17 protein-coding genes and 1 riboswitch are annotated in these 23,119 nt (G+C 47.8%); all 17 genes read left to right on the top strand.

What is annotated here, in order from left to right; translation table 11 throughout:
* The first annotated feature begins 170 nt into the window (after positions 1-170).
* The 17 genes from ACUXV2_RS17455 to ACUXV2_RS17375 all read left to right on the top strand — a co-directional run bounded on the left by ACUXV2_RS17455 (position 171) and on the right by ACUXV2_RS17375 (position 22,738).
* Positions 171-1,352, top strand: a complete 1,182-nt coding sequence (locus ACUXV2_RS17455) for a galactokinase (protein ID WP_446244423.1) — start codon at positions 171-173, stop codon at positions 1,350-1,352.
* Positions 1,349-2,350, top strand: a complete 1,002-nt coding sequence (galE, locus tag ACUXV2_RS17450; protein ID WP_446244422.1) for a UDP-glucose 4-epimerase GalE — start codon at positions 1,349-1,351, stop codon at positions 2,348-2,350. Before ACUXV2_RS17455 ends, galE begins: the two co-directional genes overlap by 4 nt.
* A gap of 5 nt (positions 2,351-2,355) precedes the next feature.
* Positions 2,356-3,858 (top strand): UDP-glucose--hexose-1-phosphate uridylyltransferase, encoded by a 1,503-nt coding sequence (gene galT / locus ACUXV2_RS17445; RefSeq protein WP_446244421.1) that lies wholly within the window; start codon positions 2,356-2,358, stop codon positions 3,856-3,858.
* A gap of 306 nt (positions 3,859-4,164) precedes the next feature.
* Complete coding sequence (locus ACUXV2_RS17440) at positions 4,165-6,108, top strand: beta-galactosidase (RefSeq protein WP_446244420.1); 1,944 nt, start codon at positions 4,165-4,167, stop codon at positions 6,106-6,108.
* 4 nt (positions 6,109-6,112) lie between these two features.
* Complete coding sequence (locus ACUXV2_RS17435) at positions 6,113-7,147, top strand: aldose epimerase family protein (protein ID WP_446244419.1); 1,035 nt, start codon at positions 6,113-6,115, stop codon at positions 7,145-7,147.
* Between the two features lie 324 nt (positions 7,148-7,471).
* Complete coding sequence (locus ACUXV2_RS17430) at positions 7,472-8,851, top strand: Glu/Leu/Phe/Val family dehydrogenase (RefSeq protein ID WP_446244418.1); 1,380 nt, start codon at positions 7,472-7,474, stop codon at positions 8,849-8,851.
* A gap of 413 nt (positions 8,852-9,264) precedes the next feature.
* Complete coding sequence (locus ACUXV2_RS17425) at positions 9,265-10,545, top strand: ABC transporter substrate-binding protein (RefSeq protein WP_446244417.1); 1,281 nt, start codon at positions 9,265-9,267, stop codon at positions 10,543-10,545.
* Positions 10,546-10,757: 212 nt separating this feature from the next.
* Entirely contained in the window at positions 10,758-11,612 is an 855-nt protein-coding gene (locus tag ACUXV2_RS17420; RefSeq protein ID WP_446244416.1) for a carbohydrate ABC transporter permease, read from the top strand.
* Positions 11,609-12,433 (top strand): carbohydrate ABC transporter permease, encoded by an 825-nt coding sequence (locus ACUXV2_RS17415; RefSeq protein ID WP_446244415.1) that lies wholly within the window; start codon positions 11,609-11,611, stop codon positions 12,431-12,433. Before ACUXV2_RS17420 ends, ACUXV2_RS17415 begins: the two co-directional genes overlap by 4 nt.
* 16 nt (positions 12,434-12,449) lie before the next feature.
* A complete protein-coding gene (locus ACUXV2_RS17410; protein ID WP_446244414.1) occupies positions 12,450-14,687 on the top strand; it encodes an alpha-galactosidase in 2,238 nt (745 codons plus the stop codon).
* Between the two features lie 172 nt (positions 14,688-14,859).
* The gene (locus ACUXV2_RS17405; protein WP_446244413.1) at positions 14,860-15,879 is read left to right on the top strand and encodes a LacI family DNA-binding transcriptional regulator; all 1,020 of its coding nucleotides are present in this window, start codon (positions 14,860-14,862) and stop codon (positions 15,877-15,879) included.
* 368 nt (positions 15,880-16,247) lie between these two features.
* A complete protein-coding gene (locus ACUXV2_RS17400) occupies positions 16,248-16,466 on the top strand; it encodes a DUF1659 domain-containing protein (protein ID WP_446244412.1) in 219 nt (72 codons plus the stop codon).
* A gap of 38 nt (positions 16,467-16,504) precedes the next feature.
* Positions 16,505-16,723, top strand: a complete 219-nt coding sequence (locus tag ACUXV2_RS17395; protein ID WP_446244411.1) for a DUF2922 domain-containing protein — start codon at positions 16,505-16,507, stop codon at positions 16,721-16,723.
* Between the two features lie 624 nt (positions 16,724-17,347).
* Positions 17,348-17,453: riboswitch (SAM riboswitch) on the top strand.
* Positions 17,454-17,587: 134 nt separating this feature from the next.
* A complete protein-coding gene (locus ACUXV2_RS17390) occupies positions 17,588-18,601 on the top strand; it encodes a methionine ABC transporter ATP-binding protein (RefSeq protein ID WP_446244410.1) in 1,014 nt (337 codons plus the stop codon).
* Entirely contained in the window at positions 18,591-19,256 is a 666-nt protein-coding gene (locus tag ACUXV2_RS17385) for a methionine ABC transporter permease (RefSeq protein WP_446244409.1), read from the top strand. The genes ACUXV2_RS17390 and ACUXV2_RS17385 overlap by 11 nt, the downstream gene beginning before the upstream one ends.
* A 20-nt stretch (positions 19,257-19,276) precedes the next feature.
* A complete protein-coding gene (locus tag ACUXV2_RS17380) occupies positions 19,277-20,092 on the top strand; it encodes a MetQ/NlpA family ABC transporter substrate-binding protein (RefSeq protein WP_446244408.1) in 816 nt (271 codons plus the stop codon).
* Positions 20,093-20,305: 213 nt separating this feature from the next.
* A complete protein-coding gene (locus ACUXV2_RS17375) occupies positions 20,306-22,738 on the top strand; it encodes a S8 family serine peptidase (RefSeq protein WP_446244407.1) in 2,433 nt (810 codons plus the stop codon).
* Positions 22,739-23,119 lie beyond the last annotated feature (381 nt).

The following is a 23,119-nucleotide window of genomic DNA, read 5'->3' as shown; positions in this document are numbered from 1 at the left end:
CATAGCCTGGCTGTTCTTTTTAAAACTTAGTAAAACTTTTACTAAAAGTTTATTGACGTTCTGAGGCACATGGATTAACATGAAATTGGAAGCGGTTTCTGATGAAACGGAACGACCGCAGGATGAACGAATGATAGATTGACAGATTTGTTTTTATAGGAGGAATCACAATGGATTTTCAGAGGCTTTCTGAGAGTTTTCAGCAGATATTCGGAGGCGCAGCGAGCAGGGCTTTTTTTGCACCCGGCCGCATCAACTTGATCGGGGAACACACGGATTATAACGGAGGTCACGTTTTCCCGAGTGCGATCACGTTCGGTACCTATGCCTTTGCACGGAAAAGGGAGGACCGCCTCGTCAGGATGTATTCCCTTAACTTTGAAGAGAAGGGAATCATCGAGTTTGACATCGACGGCCTTGACTATGATAAAAGCCATGATTGGGCAAACTATCCGAAAGGGATGATTCGTTTCCTGCAAGAAGCGGGGCACAGGATCGACCGGGGCATGGACGTCCTTTACTTCGGGAATATCCCGAACGGGGCCGGATTGTCGTCATCGGCTTCCATCGAGCTTGTGACCGGGGTGCTCCTCGAAGGGTTATTCAATCTGGATACGGACCGCCTGGAGCTGGTGGAGACCGGTAAGAAAGTTGAGAACGATTATATCGGCGTCAACAGCGGAATCATGGATCAGTTCGCCATCGGGATGGGGAAAAAGGGAGCAGGCATCCTGCTTGATACCCATACTCTTCACTATCAATATGCTCCCCTTGATCTCGAACATCACAAGATCATCATCATGAATACGAATAAACGCCGTGAACTGGCGGGTTCGAAATACAATGAGCGGAGAAGCGAATGTGAATCGGCACTCAAACGTCTTCAGACAGTCGTTGATATCAGCTCTCTCGGTGATCTGACAGAGGAAGAATTCGAACAGCATAAACAGGTGATCGCCACTGAAACCGAACAGAAACGCGCCAAGCACGCCGTATACGAAAACCGGCGCACATTGAAGGCGTTGACCTGCTTGAAGAACGGACAGCTCAGTGAATTTGGGAAGCTGATGAATGATTCCCATACGTCACTCAGGGATGATTACGAGGTGACGGGAAAAGAGCTTGATGCACTGGTGGAAGCAGCGTGGAACCAGCCGGGTGTCGTCGGAGCGAGGATGACGGGCGCTGGCTTCGGAGGCTGTGCGATTGCGATTGTGGAAAATGAAGATGTGGACCGCTTCATTGCGGAAGTGGGAAAACAATATAAGGAAGAAATCGGTTATGAAGCGACGTTTTATACAGCAGACATCGGTGACGGTGCGAAAGAATTAGACAAAGAGGTGATCGTATGAACGTTTTAGTACTTGGCGGTGCAGGATATGTCGGTTCCCATGCAGTCTATCAGCTGGTCGAAAAGGGATACCGTACGATTGTAGTGGACAATTTGCAGACAGGGCATGAAGGGTCCATCCATAAGGATGCGGTCTTCTATAAAGGCGACATCCGCGATAAGGAATTCCTCCGCTCTGTTTTTGAAAAAGAAAGCATCGACGGCGTCATCCATTTTGCAGCCAATTCACTCGTAGGCGAATCGATGGAAAATCCGCTGAAATACTTTGATAACAACGTCTACGGCACTCAGGTGACGCTTGAGGTGATGAAGGAATTCGGCGTGAAGCACATCGTTTTCTCATCCACGGCAGCCACATACGGGGAACCCGAGCAGGTGCCCATCACGGAGGACATGGTGACGAATCCGACCAACGCTTACGGTGAGACGAAGCTTGCGATGGAAAAGATGATGAGATGGTGCGACGAGGCGTACGGGATCAAATTCGTTTCGCTCCGCTACTTCAACGTGGCAGGTGCGAGAACGAGCGGCGAGATCGGTGAGGACCATGATCCCGAAACCCACCTGATCCCGATCATCCTCCAGGTTGCCCTCGAGCAGCGTGAGCACATCACGATCTTCGGCGAAGACTACGATACGCCTGATGGCACATGCATCCGTGATTACATCCATGTCGATGACCTGATCGAAGCTCACTTGCTCGCGCTTGATTATTTGAAGAGAACAGGAGAGAGCAATATCTTCAACCTCGGCAGCAGCCAGGGCTTTTCTGTAAAAGAAATGATCGATGCCGCACGCAGCGTTACGGGGCATCCGATTCCGGCCAAGGTCGGGGAGCGGAGAGCCGGGGATCCAAGCAAGCTGATTGCCTCTTCTGAAAAGGCCAAGGACGTACTTGGCTGGAACCCTTCAAGAACGTCGATCGTGAGAATCATCGGGGATGCGTGGAATTGGCACGAGAATCATCCGTACGGCTACAGAGACGGAAAGGGAGAGTGATGGAGATGACCATTTTCCAACAGGTTGACGCATTGATCGTAAAAGCGCTGGAAGCTGGATTGATCACGGCAGAAGATGAAGTGTATGCACGCAACCGTGTGTTGGCACGTTTGAATCTGGAAGACTATCAGCAGGAGCACGTACCGGCTCCTGAAGACTTTGACATTCCGGACTTGCTCGAAGCACTGACGGAATATGCAGTGGAAGAAGGCATCGTTGAAGACCTGTTCGATAAAAAGGAAATCTTCTCTGCAGAGGTGATGGATTGCTTCATCGCGAGGCCATCCGTCATCAATTCGGAATTCTTCCAGCGATATGAGCGGGACCCAAAGGAAGCGACCGATTATTTTTATCGATTGAGTCAGGACAGCAACTACATCCAGACGAAGCGAATCAAGCAGAATATCAGCTACAAAGCCTCGACAGAATACGGGGAACTCGACATCACGATCAATCTGTCTAAGCCCGAAAAAGACCCGAAGCAGATTGCGATGGAGCGCGCGATGCCCAAAAAGGATCGGAAATACCCGGAATGCCTACTCTGCGTCGAGAACGAAGGCTATGCCGGAAGGATCGGGCACCCGGCACGTGCGAATCACCGGATGATCCGGCTGAACCTCGGGGATGAAGACTGGATGCTGCAGTATTCGCCGTACGTGTATTACAACGAACACAGCATCATCCTTTCGAAGGAGCACCGTCCGATGGAAATCAACAAAAGCGGGTTCCAGCGCCTGCTTCATTTTGTCCATCAGTTCCCACACTATTTTGCAGGCTCGAATGCAGACCTGCCGATCGTAGGGGGCTCGATCCTATCACACGATCACTATCAGGGCGGGCGCTACGACTTTGCCATGGCAAAAGCGGAAAGCGACTATCATTTTTCAATGGACGGCTTTCCTGGAGTCGAAGCGTCCATCGTGAAATGGCCGATGTCGGTGATCCGGTTGAGTTCGGATGAAATGACTGCGCTCGCCGATGCAGGGGATGAGATCCTCTCGCGCTGGATAGAGTACAGCGACCCGGAAGTCGGAATTCACGCATACTCCGGGGACACCCGCCACAACACGATCACCCCGATCGCACGCATGCGTGACGGCAAATACGAACTAGACCTCGTCTTACGGAATAATCGGACGAGCGACGAGCACCCGATGGGCATCTTCCACCCGCACGCCGATGTTCATCACATCAAAAAAGAAAACATCGGCCTCATCGAAGTCATGGGCCTCGCCGTCCTGCCGGCCCGCCTGAAAGGAGAACTTCAAGAGGTGGAAAAAGCACTATTGGGAATGAGTCATAACGTCGAAGACATCCACTTGCCGTGGGTTCAGGAAATGAAAGACCGCCACGGCAGCGAAGTGAACAAGGAAAACGTCAGCGGAATCGTCCGCGAAGAACTGGGCCATAAATTCTCCCGCGTCCTAGAAGACGCCGGAGTGTTCAAGCGCGATGATCAAGGAATGAAGGCGTTTAGGAAGTTTGTGGATGGGTTGAGTGGCGAGTAACAATGTAGCGGACCTACAGTTTCAAGACTGAACGCGGCATGTTCTTTCGAAAAACATCAGCTCAGACTTAGTATAATTAACCGGATCCAGCTTTTGATTGGAGTGGAAGACGTAGACTCCTGCGGGAAAAGTAGCTAATGTGAGACCCCGCAGGGAGGAACGACCGAGGAGGCTCACGGGCTACCCGCGGAAAGCGAAGTCTTCCACGGAAATCAAAAGCGGTATTCAGCAGCATATATTTTTTATTAAACGACGACTTTGTAATTCTAAATAAAAGAAAGCCTACAGAGGAGAAAGGTGATAAACATGTACCTAGGTGTGGACTACTACCCTGAGCATTGGGATAAAGCGCTAATTGATGAAGACCTTTCACGCATGAAAGAAATGGGCGTCAACATGATACGGATCGGTGAATTCGCCTGGCACCTGATGGAAAAAGAAGAAGGAAACTTCGACTTTTCATTCTTTGATCATGTCATCGAAAAGGCAAAAAGCCAGGGGATCAGCGTCATGTTCGGTACCCCGACAGCGACATTCCCTGCCTGGCTGGCCAAAAAACATCCTGATATCCTGATCGAGGACATCAATGGCAGTAAAAAATCATTCGGCGGCCGCCGCCAATACTGCTTCAACTCAGAAACCTATGAAACATACTCCCTGCGCATTGTAGAAAAGCTCGTTCAGCACTACAAAGACGAAGAAGCAATTGTTTCATGGCAGATCGACAATGAACTGGGTCACGAAGGCAGCGATATGTGCTACTGTGATCAATGTTTGAACGCATTTCAGCAATTTCTTGAAAAGAAATACGGTTCCATCGACGAACTGAATGAACGCTGGGGAACGATCTTCTGGGGGCAGACGTACAATGATTTTTCAGAGGTGCCTGTTCCGAAGCAGACTGTCACCGTTCATAATCCGGCGATGATGCTCGATTGGGCACGTTTCCGCTCTGCATCTCTGGCCGGATTCGCGCACAAACATATCAATCTAGTGAATAAGTTGAAGGGGTCCCATCAGACTGTGACGACGAACCTTCCTGGTGGATTCTTTGACAAATGGTTCGATCACAATGAATTTTCAAGGGATCTGGATTTCGTATCCTATGATAATTACCCTGTCTGGGGCGGCTTGAAGGAACCGATTTCACCGGCGCACCTTTCCATGACGCTCGATTACGTTCGCGGTTTGAAGAAGGAGAATTTCTGGATCGTTGAAGAGCTGATGGGTGCACAGGGACATGACATCATCGGTTATCTTCCCCGTCCGAATCAGGCAAAGGCGTGGGCATGGCATGCGTTCGCCCACGGCTGCTCGAACATGCTGTTCTTCCGCTGGCGCGGGATGAATAAAGGTGCCGAGCAGTACTGCCTTGGAATCCTTGATGCCAACAACCGTACGACTCGCAAATACAAGGAAGTCCAGCAATTCTTCAGTGAAGTAAAAGAGTATAAAACACTGTTCGATGCACCGGTGAAAGCGGATGTCGCCCTGGTTTACGACTTTGACACGATCTGGTCGTGGAGGAATCAGCAGCAAAACGCCAGCATCGACTATACGGAGGAAATCCTCCGCTTATACGAGCCTTTCCATAAGCAGAACACGTCTATTGATGTGATCAAATACGACCAGGACTTCTCCCAATACAAGGTGCTTCTCCTTCCGGTTGCCAAAGTGATGGACCCAGAACTCGCCGGGCGTCTGGAGGAATTCACGAAGAACGGAGGGACCGTCGTCATGTCCTACCGTGCAGGTGTGAAGGACCGCGACAACAATCTTGTGTTCGGCAAGATGATCCCAGGGGAACTTTCAGGTCTTCTCGGAATCGAAGTTGAGGAATCCGAGTCGCTGCAGGCGGGTGAGTCAGCTCCTGTCGTTCCGATGGAAGGCGGGAATGAAACGCAGTCCGTTTACTGGCGTGATCTTGTGAAACCTTTGACGGCACGTACGCTGTATCGCTACGATGATCGTTTCTACAATGAATATTCCTGTGTGACGCTGAATGATTTTGGTAAAGGAAAAGCTTACTACATCGGTGCAGGCGTCCAGCAGGAGATCATGCAATCATTGGCAAGGGAGATAGCTGCAGCTTCGTCGCTTAAGACGGTGGAATCCAACCCTGGCGTTGAAGTCATCACGAGAACGGCTGAACGAAAAGACTATAGGGTGATCGTGAACCATAACGGCCATGAGGAAACATTCAACGGCATCGATCTTGCGCCGTACGAATGCCGCATCCTTGAGGTGTAAGGGCATGGATATCAAGAAAGAAGTATTCGGGAAGTACCGGGAAAAGCAGGTCGACGCCTATACGTTGAAAAATGATCATGGAATGGAAGTGACCTTCATCACCTATGGTGGAGCCGTGACGAAGATCCTTGTCCCTGATCGAAACGGCCGTCTTGAAAATGTCGTCCTTGGCTTTGGCACCCTGGATGCTTACATCGAACATACCCATTATTTCGGTGCCATCGTCGGAAGGGTCGCCGGCAGGATCGGACAGTCGAGATATGACCATCAGGGAGAAACCGTAGAGCTGACGCCGAATGAAGGGGAGAACCACCTTCATGGCGGCAGGAGCGGCTTCAACTCAGGTGTTTGGGAAGAGGAAGAAGTCGCGATAGAGTTTGACCGGGTAAGTGTGAAAATTTCTTATCTCAGCCGCGACGGGGAAGAAGGTTATCCAGGAAACCTGAAAGTATTTGTGACCTATACCCTGACAAATGAGGGATGTTTCCACATTAAGTATCAGGCTGAAGCCGATCGCGACACGCCTCTCAACCTCACCAATCACAGTTACTTCAATTTGAGCGGTGATGCTAAAGAGGATGTTTTAGGGCATGTGTTACAGATGGACGCCGACTCTTTCCTTCCGCTATCGGAAGAAAACCTGCCGACTGGAGAAATCCGTCCTGTTGAAGGAACTGCATTTGATTTCAGGCAGAAGCGGACCATCCGTGAAGACATGGGAAAATCCGAAGAAACGAAAAATGGATATGACCATCCTTTTGTTTTAAATAAGAGCGGCAATATCACCCTTTCGCATGAAGGGAGCGGAAGGGTGATGACGGTAGGAACCGACCAGGAATCCTTCGTTCTCTACACCGGAAACTTCCTGACAGGGGACATTCTGAGTGAAGGGGTTCCAGCTGGAAAGCATGCAGGGTTATGCCTGGAAACCCAGGGCTATCCCGATGCCGTCAATCATCCGCATTTTCCATCTGTCATGGTTAAAGCGGGAGAAGAGTATCGGGCATCTACTTCGTATACGTTTACGGTGAAGAAATAGAAGAATCAATATAGTGAGGGACGGACCTTTAGCGGGATAATTTGCTGAAGGTCTGTCCTTTATTTTGTTTGCGGTGCTTGAGTGGGAGGTGGGCCGGGAATGGGATGGTGGGATTGGGGGATGTACAAAATGGAATGGTGCCAGGCACAAATTGCAGTTTTTGTTCCAGGCACAAATCGTTGGTTTTGAGCCAGGCACCGTTGGACCGGAAGTCTGCCAAAAGAGCTTTTCACCAAATTAAATGGATTATCGTTTTATTCCGAATGAATTGGGTAACTTTATAATATATACCAATTATTACTTATTCTGATTAGGAGGGTAACGATGATCAGCCAAACACGTGACATTGTCCAGAAATCACTGGACGCTTTACTCGAAGATGAAAATTTTTTACCTGAGTTGCAGGAAGGGGCTAGGGAACAGGCTTTCACTTCGTTGACCGCCATTCTGTCGACGCCGAATCATGTACATAAATCTTTCCTGAGGGTGCCGCTTGAAAATGGGCGTGTCGACCGGATCCCCGCTTTCAGGGTGCAGCATAACAACGCATTGGGTCCTTATAAAGGCGGGATCCGTTTTCATGAATCCGTCAATGAAGATGAAGTCGTCAACCTTGCGTCGCTCATGACGCTGAAGAACGCCCTTCATGACGTGCCGTTCGGAGGCGGGAAGGGCGGCATCATCATCAATCCCCGTGATTACACGGATAAAGAGCTGAACTTGATTGCAAAGAAATATGTACAGTACTTCAGTGATGTCCTTGGTCCTGATAAGGATATTCCCGCACCCGACATGGGCTCCGGTGAACGGGAGATGGACTGGATGATGGCCGAGTATAAAAGCATTCATCCCGGCTACCCGTACAGGGGCAGTTTTACGGGGAAAAGCGTCATCAACGGAGGTTCCCTCGGACGCAGGGAAGCGACTGGTAAAGGCGTATTTTTTACATTCCGCTATATGATCCATGACTTTATCAAAAACCAGAAGAATCTGCTGACGAAGACGGATAATATTTTCGCCAAAACTGCCTTGAAATATGAAGAAAAACCGTTGACCATTTCTGTGCAGGGATTCGGGAATGTCGGCTCGGTCGCGGCTCTTGAAGCCTACCAGTCCACTCATCTGCAGAACAAGGTCGTCGCCGTCAGCGACAGGAATGTGACGCTCTACAACGGGGACGGTCTGGACATCCCGGCATTGATTGAGTTCACGATGAGAAATAAAGGGGACCTCCCTACAACCGAAGAACAGCTGAAGGAAATAGATGCAAAAGCTGAGATATCGGACCGTGAGGATGTCTTGTATCTGGATGTGGACGTCTTGATCCTGGCCGCCTTAGAAGATCAGATCCACAAAGACAATATGGAAAAAGTGAAGGCAGGCATCCTCATAGAAGGGGCGAATGCGCCTGTCACTACAGAAGCGGACAAATTCCTGAGTGATAAGGGAGTCATCATCGTCCCTGATATCCTCGCCAATGCCGGCGGGGTCATCGTCTCCTATTTCGAATGGCTGCAGGGCCGCGAAACCCAATTCTACACAGAAGACGAGGTGTTCAGGCTCCTTTACGAAAAAATGCAGGCAACACTGGATACGGTCCTCCCGCAGTTCTTCGGGGACCCGTTCCCGCTCAGGCAAAACTGCTATATTCACTCCGTCACCAAACTATCGACGATTTTGTACAGACAAGGAAAACTTTACTGAGTTAATGTGTTGAAGTACGGGCCTTTAGCTAGATAAAGGCACGTCCTTTTTTTGTTTTGTTGGGATATGAGGAGGCGGGTATGCGCAGGTTTGCGCGGTGCCAGGCACAAAACGGTCGATTTGTGCCTGGCACCGTTTTATTATTGGGCTGTGTACCAGGTACACCTCCCAATTCACCTTTCCCACTCCAATATCTCCCCACTAATCAGTCCCCAATCACCCCTATTCCAGTACCCAAAACACACTTTACTAAAATAATAAAAATTTTAGTAAAAATATTGTTGACTGTTTTCTGATTATTTACTAAAATCTTAAGTAAGATGTAAACGCTTTCTAATAGGTGTTTTATTTTTGTCGGTAAAAGAAAACGATTACAACTCTTCTAATCTAAGAAACTAAGGGGGACAAAGGGTATGAAGAAATTATTCGTTATGATGAGCATCATTGCTGCGTTGATGATTGCCGGATGCAGTTCCAGCAGTTCAGGCGGAGGCAAGGATGGAGAAGTGACGTTGACGGCGTGGGCTTGGAACGTAAACGTTGGGGCCCTGAACGAAGCTGTGAAGGAATATCAAAAGGAGAATCCGAATGTGAAGCTGAAAGTGGAGGACATCGGCCGTCTGGATGTGTATGACAAACTTTCAACAGGTCTTGCAGCAGGCGGTGTCGGGCTTCCTGACATCGTACTCGTGGAAGATGACCGCATTCAGGGATATGTTCAGGCATTCCCGCAAGGATTCCTGGATCTTTCAGAAAAAGGATTTGACGATCATAAAGACAAATTCCCTTCTTTCAAAAATGACCTGGCACAGGTGGATGGCAAATATTTCGCCATGCCGTTCGATGCAGGTCCTGGTGGGATGTTCTACCGCAGAAGCCTGTTTGAAGAAGCGGGTGTGAAAGCGGAAGACATCGAAACATGGGATGACTTCCTGGAAGCAGGCAAGAAAATCAAAGAAAAGACAGGTTCATATGCAATGCCACTGGATATGTTCAAGGACGATCCGACATTCAGAATGATGCTGAATCAGCAGGGGGTCTTCTATTATGACGAAGAAGGAAACATCGATTTGACGAGCCCTGAAGCTGTGAAGGCAATGGAAATGCAAAAGAAATTTGCTGACGCTGACCTGATCAAGAACGTAGATGGATGGAACGGAGTCGTTTCTTCAACAGTCGACGGATCGGTGGCGACAATTCCATTCGGTGCCTGGTATTACGGAACGATCATCGATCAGGCGAAAGATACAAAAGGAGATTGGGGAGTATTCAAGCTTCCTGCCTTTGAAGAAGGCGGAAACCGTGCTTCCAACCTGGGCGGTTCCAGCTGGATGGTTCCTGCCGCTACTGAAAACGCAGATGCCGCTTATGATTTCCTTGAGTATTTCTCAACGGACAAAGATACGCAGATCATGGCGATGGAAGACTACGGTCTATTCCCGTCCCTGAATACAACATACGATTCTGAAGTATTCACAGGCGAAGACGAGTTCTTCGGCGGACAGAAGATCTGGGAACTGTTTGCAGACGAAATGAAGGATGTACCGACTGCCTACTATACAAAAGATTACTCAGTGGCACTTGATGAAGCCATCAAGGCACAGGCAGATACATTCAACGGAACAGATCCTCAAAAAGCGCTTGAAGAAGCAGCGAAGCGTTTGGAAGACCGTACGAAACGTAAAGCAAACTAGAAATCTGTTTAGAAGTTGAAAAGAGAGATTTAGAGCCAAGAGGTTCGTCTGGTGATCTAGGTCTCTCTTTTTCTATAACATTCATTGTATCTAGCTGCGGCGGCCAGCCCTTCGAGGTTAATGGTCCAAGAAGGTAAAAAAGAGCCTTCATGGCTATTCAACTAGGGAAATGAGCCTCCACTATTAAAATCTGCAAGAGAGAAGGATGATGTATGAAGTCAAAAACATATATCCCGTATTTATTCATCGCACCAGCCGTCATTCTGTTCAGCATCTTTATGCTCTATCCGATCATTTCATCGCTGATCCTCAGCTTCCAGACCGGACAGGGCGTCAATCTGACATTTGTCGGCCTAGACAATTATAAGCGGCTGTTATCGGATGAAATTTTCCATACCGCACTTAAAAATACGTTTATTCTATTAATCATTCAAGTACCGATAATGGTGCTGCTGGCACTCGTGCTGGCTTCCCTATTAAACTCTGCACTGCTTCGCATGAAAGGGTTCTTCCGGGTGACGTTCTTCCTGCCGGCGGTGACATCACTGGTCGCCTACTCCATCATTTTTTCCATCATGCTGATGAATGACGGGGTGGTCAATCAGCTCCTGACATCCCTTGGATTAAAGGCAATCCCTTGGCTGAACGATCCGTTCTGGGCAAAAGCTTCCCTGATCATTGCGATGACTTGGAGATGGGTCGGCTATAACATGGTCATTTACCTGGCCGGACTGCAGAATATCCCTGAGGAGCTTTACGAAGCGGCGAGTATGGACGGGGCGTCCCGTGTGCGCCAGTTCTTCTCCATCACGATTCCGCAGCTGAAGCCGGTCATCCTGTTTACGGTCGTATTATCGACGATCGGGACGCTTCAGTTATTCGATGAGCCGTTCGTGTTGACGAAGGGCGGACCGAGTGATGCGACGCTGACGATCGGGATGTACTTGTATCAAACCGGATTCCGCTTCTTTGATTTCGGGTATGCTTCAACCATTGCGTATGTGATTGTAGTCCTTATCGCAATCATGACGTTCATACAATTCAAAATAACGGGTGATCAAGAATGAGACAGACTAAATTAGGAAAGAAAATCGGTTTATATAGTGTCCTTGCCTTAGGTGCCCTTGTGTCCCTTTTCCCGTTTTACTGGGCGGCGATCGGGGCTACGAATGAGAGTGGTAAGATGTTTTCAAAGCCTCCGGTCCTCGCACCTGGTGAAAAGCTTACAGAGAATGTCCAGAATTTGAATGCATCGATCGATATCGGAAAAGTGATGTTCAACTCGCTTTTCATCGCGATTGTCTATACAGTACTAAGTTTATTGATCTGTTCAATGGCAGCTTACGCGTTCGCGAAGTTTCGTTTTAAAGGAAGAAACATCATCTTCGGTGTTTTCCTGCTTTCAATGATGGTGCCTTATCATGCCACGATCATTCCATTGTTTAAAATGATGGCCGGCTTCGGGTGGCTGAATACGTATCAGGCCGTGATCCTTCCGAACCTGGCGTATCCCTTTGCAATCTTTTTGATGAGGCAGAATATGCTTGCCTTCCCGACTTCACTCATCGAAGCGGCGAGAATCGACGGATCAGGGGAGTGGAAGATTTTCTTTAAAATTGTCCTTCCATCCATGAAACCGGCACTCGCAGCAACGGCGATCTTCTTGTTCCTTTATCAGTGGAACAGCTTCTTATGGCCATTGATCGCGTTATCGTCCAATGATATGTATACATTCCCGGTGGCACTGTCCAGTCTGTTCGGCCTATCCCGGATCGATTACGGCCAGGTCATGGCAGGGGTGACGATCGCAACAATTCCAATCATTATTTTCTTCCTGGCATTGCAGCGCCAGTTCATCTCAGGAATGCTCGGAAGTGCCGTGAAATAAGAAAGGATGTCTCAACATGCCAATCTATGTAACTGAATCAAATAAACAATTCCATTTGCAGGGGAAGAACGTCAGCTATATCTTCTCCGTGATGGAAAATGAACAGCTCGGGCAGCTTTATTTTGGGAAAAAAGTGAAGCACCGCGACGATTTCTCTCATTTAATCCAGCTGCCTGCAGAGCCATTGGGGAACGCTTCTTTCCCATACGAGGGGAATCAGTTTTTTTCACTGGAATTCTTAAAACAGGAATACCCGGGCTTTGGGACGAGTGATTACAGGGAACCTGCACTTGTCCTGAAGCATGGGAATGGAAGCAGGACGTCCAATTTCACGTATAAAAAATATGAGATCCTAAGAGGGAAGCCTGAGCTTGAAGGGCTGCCAGCGACTTATGCAGAGCATGAAGATGAAGCAGAGACTGTGGTCGTGACATTGGAGGATGTGACGGCCGGGCTCCAAATGGATGTGTTCTATACGGTGTATCATGAGCGGGATGTGATCGTTCGCAGCGTGAAGCTCCGGAATGTCGGGGATGGACATGTGGTGATCGAGCGCTTGCTCAGCGCGTCGGTGGACCTCCCGCATTCCGATTTCGAATTCATCCATCTTCATGGTTCGTGGATACGTGAACGCCATGTGGCTGAGAGTCCGCTTCGCAAAGGGCTGCAGTCGATCGACAGCAAAAAAGGGGTCTCCAGCTCACTCCACAACCCATTCTTTGCACTGAAGTCCCCGGACACGACCGAATCGCAAGGCGAAGTCTATGGGTTCAACCTTGTTTACAGCGGGAATTTCTTCGGTGGTGTCGAGGTCGATCTTTATGATACGTCGAGGGCACTGATCGGGGTAAACCCATTCGGATTTGAATGGAAACTCGGTAGCGGAGAGGTTTTTCAGACGCCAGAAGCCGTCATGGTGTATTCCGATCAAGGGTTGAACGGTATGAGTCAAAGTTTCCACCGTCTCTATGAATCAAGGCTTGTGAGGGGCGAGTGGCGCGGGAAGGAACGGCCGATCCTCATCAACAACTGGGAAGCGACGTATTTTGATTTTAATGAAGAAAAAATCCTTGAGATCTGCAATGCAGCATCAGAGCTTGGAATCGAGCTGTTCGCGCTTGATGACGGCTGGTTCCAAGGGCGGAATGACGACACGACATCCTTGGGTGATTGGACGGTTGACCGCAGGAAGCTGCCCCATGGAATAGAAGGATTGAGTGAAAAAGTCCTGGAAGAAACGGGCATGAGCTTCGGCCTTTGGGTGGAGCCTGAAATGATTTCCGAAAAGAGTGAACTGTACAAAGCCCACCCGGACTGGGTACTCGGCGTGAAGGACCGCCCTCTATCGCACGGCCGGAATCAATTCATCCTTGATCTGTCGAAGCAGGAAGTGGTGGATTATTTGGAAGACACACTTTCAGCGATTCTTTCTTCTTCCCCGATTTCGTATGTGAAGTGGGATATGAATCGGAATATGACAGAGGTCGGGTCGGCATCGGTACCAAGCGACCGCCAGGGAGAGGTTTCCCACAGGTATGTACTGGGGCTTTATCTGCTGCTCGACAGACTGACGGGCAAGTTTCCGCACATCCTCTTCGAATCGTGTGCGAGCGGAGGGAATCGTTTCGACCCGGGCATGCTCTATTACATGCCGCAGACGTGGACGAGTGACAACACGGATGCCATTGAACGACTGAAAATCCAATGGGGCACGTCGCTTGTTTACCCGCTGTCATCGATGGGCGCACACGTATCAAGCTGCCCGAATCACCAGACAGGCAGGTCGACGCCTCTCGATACCCGTTTCAACGTCTCGATGTTCGGGGCGTTCGGCTACGAACTCGATGCCACCCAATTTTCAGAGGAAGAAAAACAGGAAGTGAGGAAGCAGGTCCGTTTTGTAAAAGAAAACCGCAAGCTCCTCCAGTTCGGCACATTTTACCGCCTGCTAAGTCCATTCGAGGGCAATGATACCGCCTGGATGGTCGCGGATCCTGAAAAAGAAGAGGCGATCGTGGCATTCTACCGTACATTGGCCGTCCCGAACCCGTCACTGAAACGGATCAGGCTGCATGGGCTCGATGCTGATGCACTCTACGAAATCGAAGGAACCGGACAGCGGGCGTACGGCGATGAACTCATGAATATCGGGCTGCTGATCCCACCAATGTTCAGCGGAACTGTAGCGACTGAAAACACAATGATCAAAGGGGACTTTCAATCATTGGTCTGGAAGTTGACACAAGTTCAATAGAAATACCCATATGGATGGAAATCCAATTGGATTTGTTTTAAAGTAAAGAGTGGTACAGTATTTTGATTAAATGATGAAGCAGGATAATTATAGATAAATGTCAAAAGTCAGAGAGAAGTAAGTCGAGCGGCCCGCTTCTCTCCCGGAAAAAAGCTTTAAAGGGGGAAGTGGGATGGCCACTTTAAAAGACATAGCACAAAAAGCAGGGGTCTCACTGGCGACCGTTTCAAGGGTCCTGAACTACGATGCATCGCTGTCCGTGACGGACGAAACGAAGAAAAAAATCTTCCAGATCGCCCAGGACATGAACTACAAAACCTTGAGAAACCGGAAAGATCCTCAGCAAATCAACGACCGTCTCCAGTTCGGCCTCGTCTACTGGTACTCGGATCAGCAGGAAATGGCCGATCCTTACTATATGGCCGTCCGGAACGGAGTAGAGCGGGAGTGCCAGGAAAGGAACATCGACCTGGTCAAGCTATTCAAAAACGGAAACACGATCGACCCGTCAAGGCTCACAGAACTCGACGGCATCATTGCGGTTGGGAAATACAGCCAATCCGAAATCGATGCCTTCGAAAAAGCAGCACGCCAGCTCGTGCTCGTCGATTACTCACCATCCGATGACTATGACTCCGTCGTCGTCGATTTCAGAAAGGCGATGACCGAAGTGCTCGACTATCTATTGAGCCTCGGCCACGAGCGGATCGGCTACATAGGCGGAAAGGAATACGTCCTGGAAGAAGAACCGATCCGCGACGAGCGGGAAGTCACGTTCCGTGAATACCTTTCACTAAAAGGACTCCACAACCCCGCCTTCATCTGGACAGACGGTAACTTCACATCGGAGAGCGGATACAGCCTCATGCAGGAAGCGCTGAAAAAGGATGAAGTCCCTACCGCTTTCTTCGTCGCATCAGATTCAATGGCAATCGGCGCGATCCGTGCCCTTCACGAAGAAGGCATCGCCATTCCGGAAGAAGTGTCGATCGTCGGATTCAATGATATCGCTACATCAAAGTTCCTGCAGCCTTCCCTTACCACTGTGAAGGTCTACACGGAATTCATGGGAGAATCAGCGGTCGAACTGCTGCTCGATCAGATTCAATCAAAGCGCGAATTGGCAAAGAAAGTAGTGGTACCGGTTCATTTGGTGAAGCGGGAAAGCTGCAGTGAAGCAGCGGGTAAATAAGGAAAAGCTCTTTTTGGATGATGTTGGTCCAGGGAGGGCTTTTTTTGTTTGGTTGAGAGGGGTGGGAGTGGGAGAATCGCGATTATCGATATAAGTTGAAAATCTGAGCCAGGCTCAAACCCTTTGAATTGAGCCAGGCACAAATGTTCCTGTTTTAAGCCAGGAACAATCACCGGTTATGGTGCCAGGCACAATCAACCTGATTTGTGCCAGGAACAAAAAGCCCCGATTGTGCCAGGCACAGAACACCTACATTGTGCCTGGCACCACAAAACAAGGCACCACAAAAACAACAAATCTTTTTTCATCCAAAGGTGTCCTTTTCCACCTCCAATCCCTATATAAAAGGTGAAAGGAGGTGAGGCACCATGGCAACAGCGGATTTGAAAGGAACGAAGCTGAGATTTGCATTCAACGACGGAATGGATGAGAAAGGAAACCCGAAGTATAAATACAAATCATACAGCTACATCAAAGGCTCGGCCACTCCGGATGAGATGCACAGCGCAGCTCAATCGCTCGCAGGTCTTTCGGAGAAAAACTTATTCAACGTAGAAAAGATCCAAAACTTCGATATCAACGCGTAATGAACATTGAATCTCAGTAGAAAGGAGGGAATGATACTATGGCAAAGGTACTTGAACTTCAATTCAAAACGGACACCGGGAAGTCAGCGAAAATCAGCGTCAACGATCCAATCGACCCGATCGATACCATCCAGGTGAAAGCAGCAATGGACAACCTGATCGCAACCGGCGTATTCGGAAGCACTGGCGGAGCACTTGTAAGCGTCGAAGGAGCCCGTGTGGTTGAACGTAATGTGACGGATTATGAAGTTTTATAATAAATGAAACAAGCCCATCTCGAAATCTAAATCGAGGTGGGTTTTTTAAATTTAATTAAACGTTTGTTTAAACCTTAAAAAGCATACAGTAATAAGGTTTTGAAGTGTTAATCAAACGTTTGTTTAAAAAAAGAGGGATGCCTCAAAAGGGAGTTGAGGGAGAATCAATATTTCAGGTTTTGAAAACGGTAATAATAAATTTCCGCTTGCTCTAGCGTTGATTGGAGTGCAAGACGAAGACTCCTGCGGGAGAAGTGACTAATGTGAGACTTGTCCAGCTCCTGCGGCTAGCCCCTCGAGGTCATAAGCTAAATGGTCCAAGAAGGCAAAAGGCGCCTTCCCGGCCCATTCATCTTATGCTTGTCGGGGCTGAGCGAGCCGCCTCCGCTCTTCTAGCCCGCAGGAGCGCAGCGACGAGGAGGCTCACGGGTCACCCGCGGAAAGCGAAGTCTTGCGCGGAAATCAACAGCGGTGTTCAAAAGAGTAAACTACAAAAAAATTTTCCCCGTCCCTTAAACAAAGATAACGCTTACATATAAAATCCGTTCAAATCCCTCATTGACTTTCCAAAACAAACCATATAATATCTCCTATAAGATAAAAAATCCGAAAATTAAATACATTCAATTATCAAGAGCGACCGAGGGATCAGGCCCTATGACGTCCGGCAACCTCCTATATGGAACGGTGCTAATTCCTGCAGAATGAATTTCATTCTGAAAGATAAGTCGATGATAGATGGGCGATGCTTCTTTCAGTTAATGGAAAGGAGCATTTTTTATTTGGTTAAAACTTGCTTGAACCTTAATTGATGCACGGTAAAAAAAAGCCGGCTGCCATTTACAAAGTAAAGGGGTGTTGAAGATGATCCAAATTAATAATCTTGTGAAAGAGTACAAAACAAAAAAGCAAACGGTGCTGGGGGTGGATAACGTCTCTGTCAGCATTGAAAAAGGAGAGATTTTCGGCATCGTCGGATACAGCGGGGCAGGGAAAAGTTCACTTATCCGCTGTCTGAATCTGTTGGAAAAGCCGACGTCAGGGGAGATCATCATCGACGGTCAGGACTTGACGAAGCTGTCTTCTAGAGAGCTGCGCCTCGCACGTCAGAAGATCAGCATGATTTTTCAACACTTCCACCTCATCAAAGCGAAAACCGTTTATGAGAATCTTGCCTTTGCCTTAAAAGCAGCCAAAGTCCCAAAAGCAGATATCGAGCCGAGGGTGTCGGAACTATTGGAGATGGTCGGGTTGAGTGACAAATCCGATGCTTATCCCGCACAGCTGAGCGGGGGACAGAAGCAGCGCGTCGGCATCGCAAGGGCACTGGCCAACAATCCATCCGTCCTGCTGTGTGATGAAGCCACTTCGGCACTGGATCCCAGCACGACGAAGTCCATCTTAAAACTGTTAAAAGACATCAACAAACAGCTTGGACTGACCATCGTCCTTATCACGCACGAAATGGAAGTCGTAAAGGAAATCTGCGACAGGATGGCCGTTATGCAAGACGGAAGAATCGTGGAAGAAGGAGCGGTGTACGACCTTTTCTCAAATCCGAAGCAGCCGCTCACGAAGCAGTTCATCGAGAACATCCTGCAGTTTGAATTGCCGCCGCACTTACTGAAGAGCAGAAAGGGCAAGCTCATCAAAATCCAGTTTAAAGGATCGATTGCAGAGGAGAGCGTCGTGTCCGAGGTGTTCCAGAAGTACAAGGTCCGAGGCAATATCCTTCACGGAAAAATCGAGTATATACAGGAAACACCGCTCGGAATTTTCATCATGGAACTGATCGGTGACGAGACTGAAATACAGGCAGCCATCCGCTACATAACTGCCAAAACACAAAGCCTGGAGGTGCTGGACCGTGCTGCCTGATTCATTGATTGCGATTTTGCCAGAGTTGAATAAAGCGTTTCTGGAAACCGTGTATATGGTGGGGATTTCGTTAGGGGCAGCGATTATATTGGGTCTGCCTCTGGGTATTCTCCTTTTTGTGACAGATAAGGGGTTGTTCCTGCAGAACGGATTCATCAAGAAAATCGTCGGCTTCGTCGTCAACATGGTGCGTTCGATTCCGTTCATCATATTATTAGTGGCCCTTTTACCTCTTACCAAACTATTGACGGGAACAACGATCGGACCAACGGCAGCTTCCGTTTCGCTGTCTGTGGCAGGGATTCCGTTTTTTGCAAGAATGGTAGAGACGGCCCTTCGCGAGATTGATAAGGGAGTGATTGAAGCTTCGGTGTCGGTGGGGGCGAGTCCATGGATGATCATCAAGGATGTCCTTTTGCCGGAAGCGAAGCCGGCGGTCATACAGGCCGTCACGATCACAACGATCAGTCTCGTCGCCTACTCTGCGATGGCTGGTATCGTCGGAGGAGGCGGAGTCGGTGACCTGGCGATCCGGTTCGGTTATTACCGTTATGACAATACGGTCATGATTACAACGGTTGTTATACTCATCTGCCTGGTGCAGCTCATTCAATACACTGGTGATGTTCTTGCAAGATCAGTAGATAAACGATAAACCATTCAGGGGGAGATTTCATGAAAAAATGGATTTTACTTTTAGCAGCAGCATTGACAGTCGGCTTGCTCGCAGCATGCGGCGGGGAAGAAGCAAGCTCGGAGGATAAGAAAGAAATCACGATCGGCGCGACTTCCGGCCCATACAGCGATATGGTCACAAAAGCCATTAAACCGGGACTTGAAAAGAAAGGCTACACGGTGGAGGTGAAGGAATTCAGTGACTACATACAGCCGAACAACGCACTCGCACAGGGAGATTTAGACGCGAACCTGTTCCAGCATAAAATCTATATGGAAACATTCGCAGAGCAGCACGGCATGGAACTCTCGGAAGTCATCGTCGTACCGACCGCACCAATGGGAATCTACTCAAATAAATTTGACTCGATTGAAGACATCAAAGAAGGCAGCGCCATAGCGATTCCTAACGACCCGACAAACGCAGCCCGCGCGTTTCAGATTTTAGAGGATGCAAAATTGATCACATTGAAAGAAGGTACTGACCCGTTAACGGTATCTGAAAAGGACATCGACAAAAACGTGAAGAATCTTCAATTCAAGCCAATCGAAGCGGCACAGCTTCCAAGAGCAGTGGAGAGCGTTGACTTATCAGCAGTGCCTGGTAACTATGCATTAGCCGCAAAAATGGACTTGCTTGATGCACTTCAGCTTGAAAACATGCCAGATCAATACCGCAACCGCGTCGTCATGAATACAAAAGACGTCGATTCACAGCTGGCCAAAGATATTAAAGCAGTCGTGGAGGCTGCTGATTTCGAAAAAGTAATCGATGAAGAATTTAAAGGCTTTGGAAAACCGGAGTGGATGGAATAATGTAATGCTTTAATGTAGTGAGGGACGGGCCATTAGTTAGCTAATGGCCCGTCCGTTTTTTTGTATTATTTAGTAGAATGATAGTGCTTTTTGCTCAAGGGAAATAAGCATCGTTGAATGAATACTAGTAATGTTATGAAATTTTGTTTAATTAAGGAAGGTGAGTGTGAGTAATACAAGCAACAAAAATATAAAAAGGAGTTGAACTCTTATATGAAAAAACGTTTATTCCATACTTCCATTTTATCTATCATTCTAGTATTCATTCTATCGACAATTAGTGTTGGTGCTGCCCCTCAAGCTAATAAAGTCAGTACACCTCAAGCCCAGACACCTCCTGAACTAGCAGAAATCTTCGGTGATTTGGATACCACGTCTTCAAAAGTCACCAGCGTCATTGTAGAGCTGGAGGAAGAATCAGTCGTAGAAGCGAAACATAAAGGAAAGAAGCAGTCCAAAGCCAACTTGGCAAAAACACGCAGTAAGATAAAAAAAGATGTTAAGTCTGCAGCAAAATCAAGTAAGGTGAAACGTGAGTATGATCACGTGTTCTCAGGGTTCTCCATGGAGCTCAAGTCAAATGAAATTCCGAGTTTACTGGCAGTACCTGGGGTGAAAGCAGTATACCCGAATGTTACATACACTGTGACAGGTTCTGAAGGTGTAACAATTGAAGAAGATGCTTATCATCCTGAGATGATGAACAGTGCGCCTTTCATCGGAGCAAATGAGGCATGGGAATCCGGTTATACGGGTGAAGGGATCACAGTGGCTGTCATTGATACTGGTGCAGATTACACACACCCTGATTTAGCCCATGCGTTCGGTGATTATAAAGGATATGATTTCGTTGATGATGATAATGATCCCCAGGAAACGCCAAAGGGTGATCCGCGCGGAGAAGAAACGACTCATGGAACACATGTATCTGGCACAGTGGCAGCGAATGGACAGATAAAAGGAGTTGCACCTGAAGCGACTTTACTGGCCTATCGAGTATTGGGTCCAGGCGGCAGCGGTACCACTGAAGACGTTGTAGCTGGAATCGAAAGAGCAGTTCAAGACGGTGCTGACGTTATGAACCTGTCCTTAGGTAATAGTTTAAATAACCCTGACTGGGCGACGAGTATTGCACTGGATTGGGCAATGGCAGAAGGGGTCGTAGCGGTTACTTCCAACGGAAACGCGGGACCTGATAATTGGACAGTCGGTTCACCGGGAACTTCACGTGATGCCATTTCTGTAGGAGCCACTCAGCTTCCTTATAATGTATACACTTCTGAGATCACGACTACAGGCGGAGTTGCGTATGAAACGGATAAAGTGATGGGCTTCGCAAGTGATGAGGAACTGCTTGCCCTCGATGGGAACGAGTATGAGTATGTTTATGCCGGGTTAGGAACACCCGAGGATTTTGAAGGAAAAGATGTTCAAGGAAAAATCGCACTGATCAAACGCGGTGCCATTCCTTTTGTTGATAAAGCATCAAATGCCAAGGCTGCCGGTGCTATAGGAGCAATCATCTTCAATAGTTCATCAGGGGAATTTGAATATGAAATTCCAGGTATGGCGGTACCTACTTTTAAAATGTCAGGGACTGACGGTCAGAAAATACTTGATGAGTTAGAAAAAGGAAACAATACAGTAGCGTTTGACTTGGAGTTCGACCGTGAAATCGGGGAAACGGTCGCTGACTTCTCTTCCCGCGGTCCGGTCGTGGACACATGGATGATCAAGCCGGATGTTTCGGCCCCGGGTGTTAATATCGTGAGTACAGTACCAACGCATAATGAAGAGGATCCACATGGGTATGGATCTAAACAAGGAACAAGCATGGCATCCCCGCATGTTGCCGGTGCTGCTGCCTTACTGTTGGATGCCCACAGTAATTGGGGTGTGGATGATGTAAAGGCAGCCCTGATGAATACTGCAGTTAATCTTTATGACAAATTGGGGGAACCATACCCTTATAATACACAAGGTGCAGGGAGTATCCGTCCGGTTGATGCCATAAATGCAGAAACACTTGTCACACCTGGAAGCCATTCCTTTGGCGTCTTCTCCAAAGAAAAAGGAAAGCAGGTAGAAAAGCAGCATTTCACGATTAAAAATCTTTCGGACGAAAATAAGAAATACAGTTTTGATGTACAATTCGAAGGAAACCCGGAAGGTATCAAAGTGAAGACCAGTAAAAACCTGAAAGTTAAAGCAAATAAATCACAAAAAGTAAACTTTAAAGTACAAGTAGACGCAAGTAAATTGGAACCGGGATATTATGAAGGAACTGTAGTAGTCAGTGATGGTGACAGTGAAGTAGAAGTTCCGACAATTCTCTTTGTCAAGGAACCCGATTATCCACGTATCGATGGTGGTGTGACGGTTACTGAGACAGAGAACGGATATGACCTTGAAGTATACTTGCCTGGAGGCGCAGAAGAAGCTGGTATTTGGGTATATGATACGGACCTGAATTATGTAGGCGACGGTTCTGTTTATACAAATTTACCTAAGTATTACAACACGTTAAGCTGGGATGGAAAAATAAACGGAGAAAACCTGGCACCTGGAAATTATTATTTCTACGTTTATGCAGATAAAAATGGTCAGCGTGACTACACAAGAAGCGATGTTGTCACAGTAGATTAAATGATCAATTAAAGAGTTGAGAGACAGGCTTTGTAAAAGGTCTGTCTCTTTTTATTTGTGTACAGGCTGAATGTAAACTTTAGGATATAAGCAAACTAATAATAGGTCTAAATTCACATCTTGTGTAACATTTGTAAGTCTAAAGTTCTGATTTTGTAAAATAATTGAAAATATCTTAAAATTCGACGAAAAGATGCTATATTAAAAAGGAAGCTTAGCCAAAATTCTACAAACTAAGCGGGTAATGGAAGAAATTAATGGGGGTGTTTTCATAGGATAAATTAAATATCTGTGGAAAATCCTTTTGGGGAAAAGGACCGGTATCACAGAGAGAATTGACATCTTATGTAAGCGTTTACATTTTAGGCTTAGACCAAATTT

The organism is Rossellomorea sp. NS-SX7 (assembly GCF_052828565.1).
This window is presented reverse-complemented; position numbering and strand designations above follow the sequence as displayed.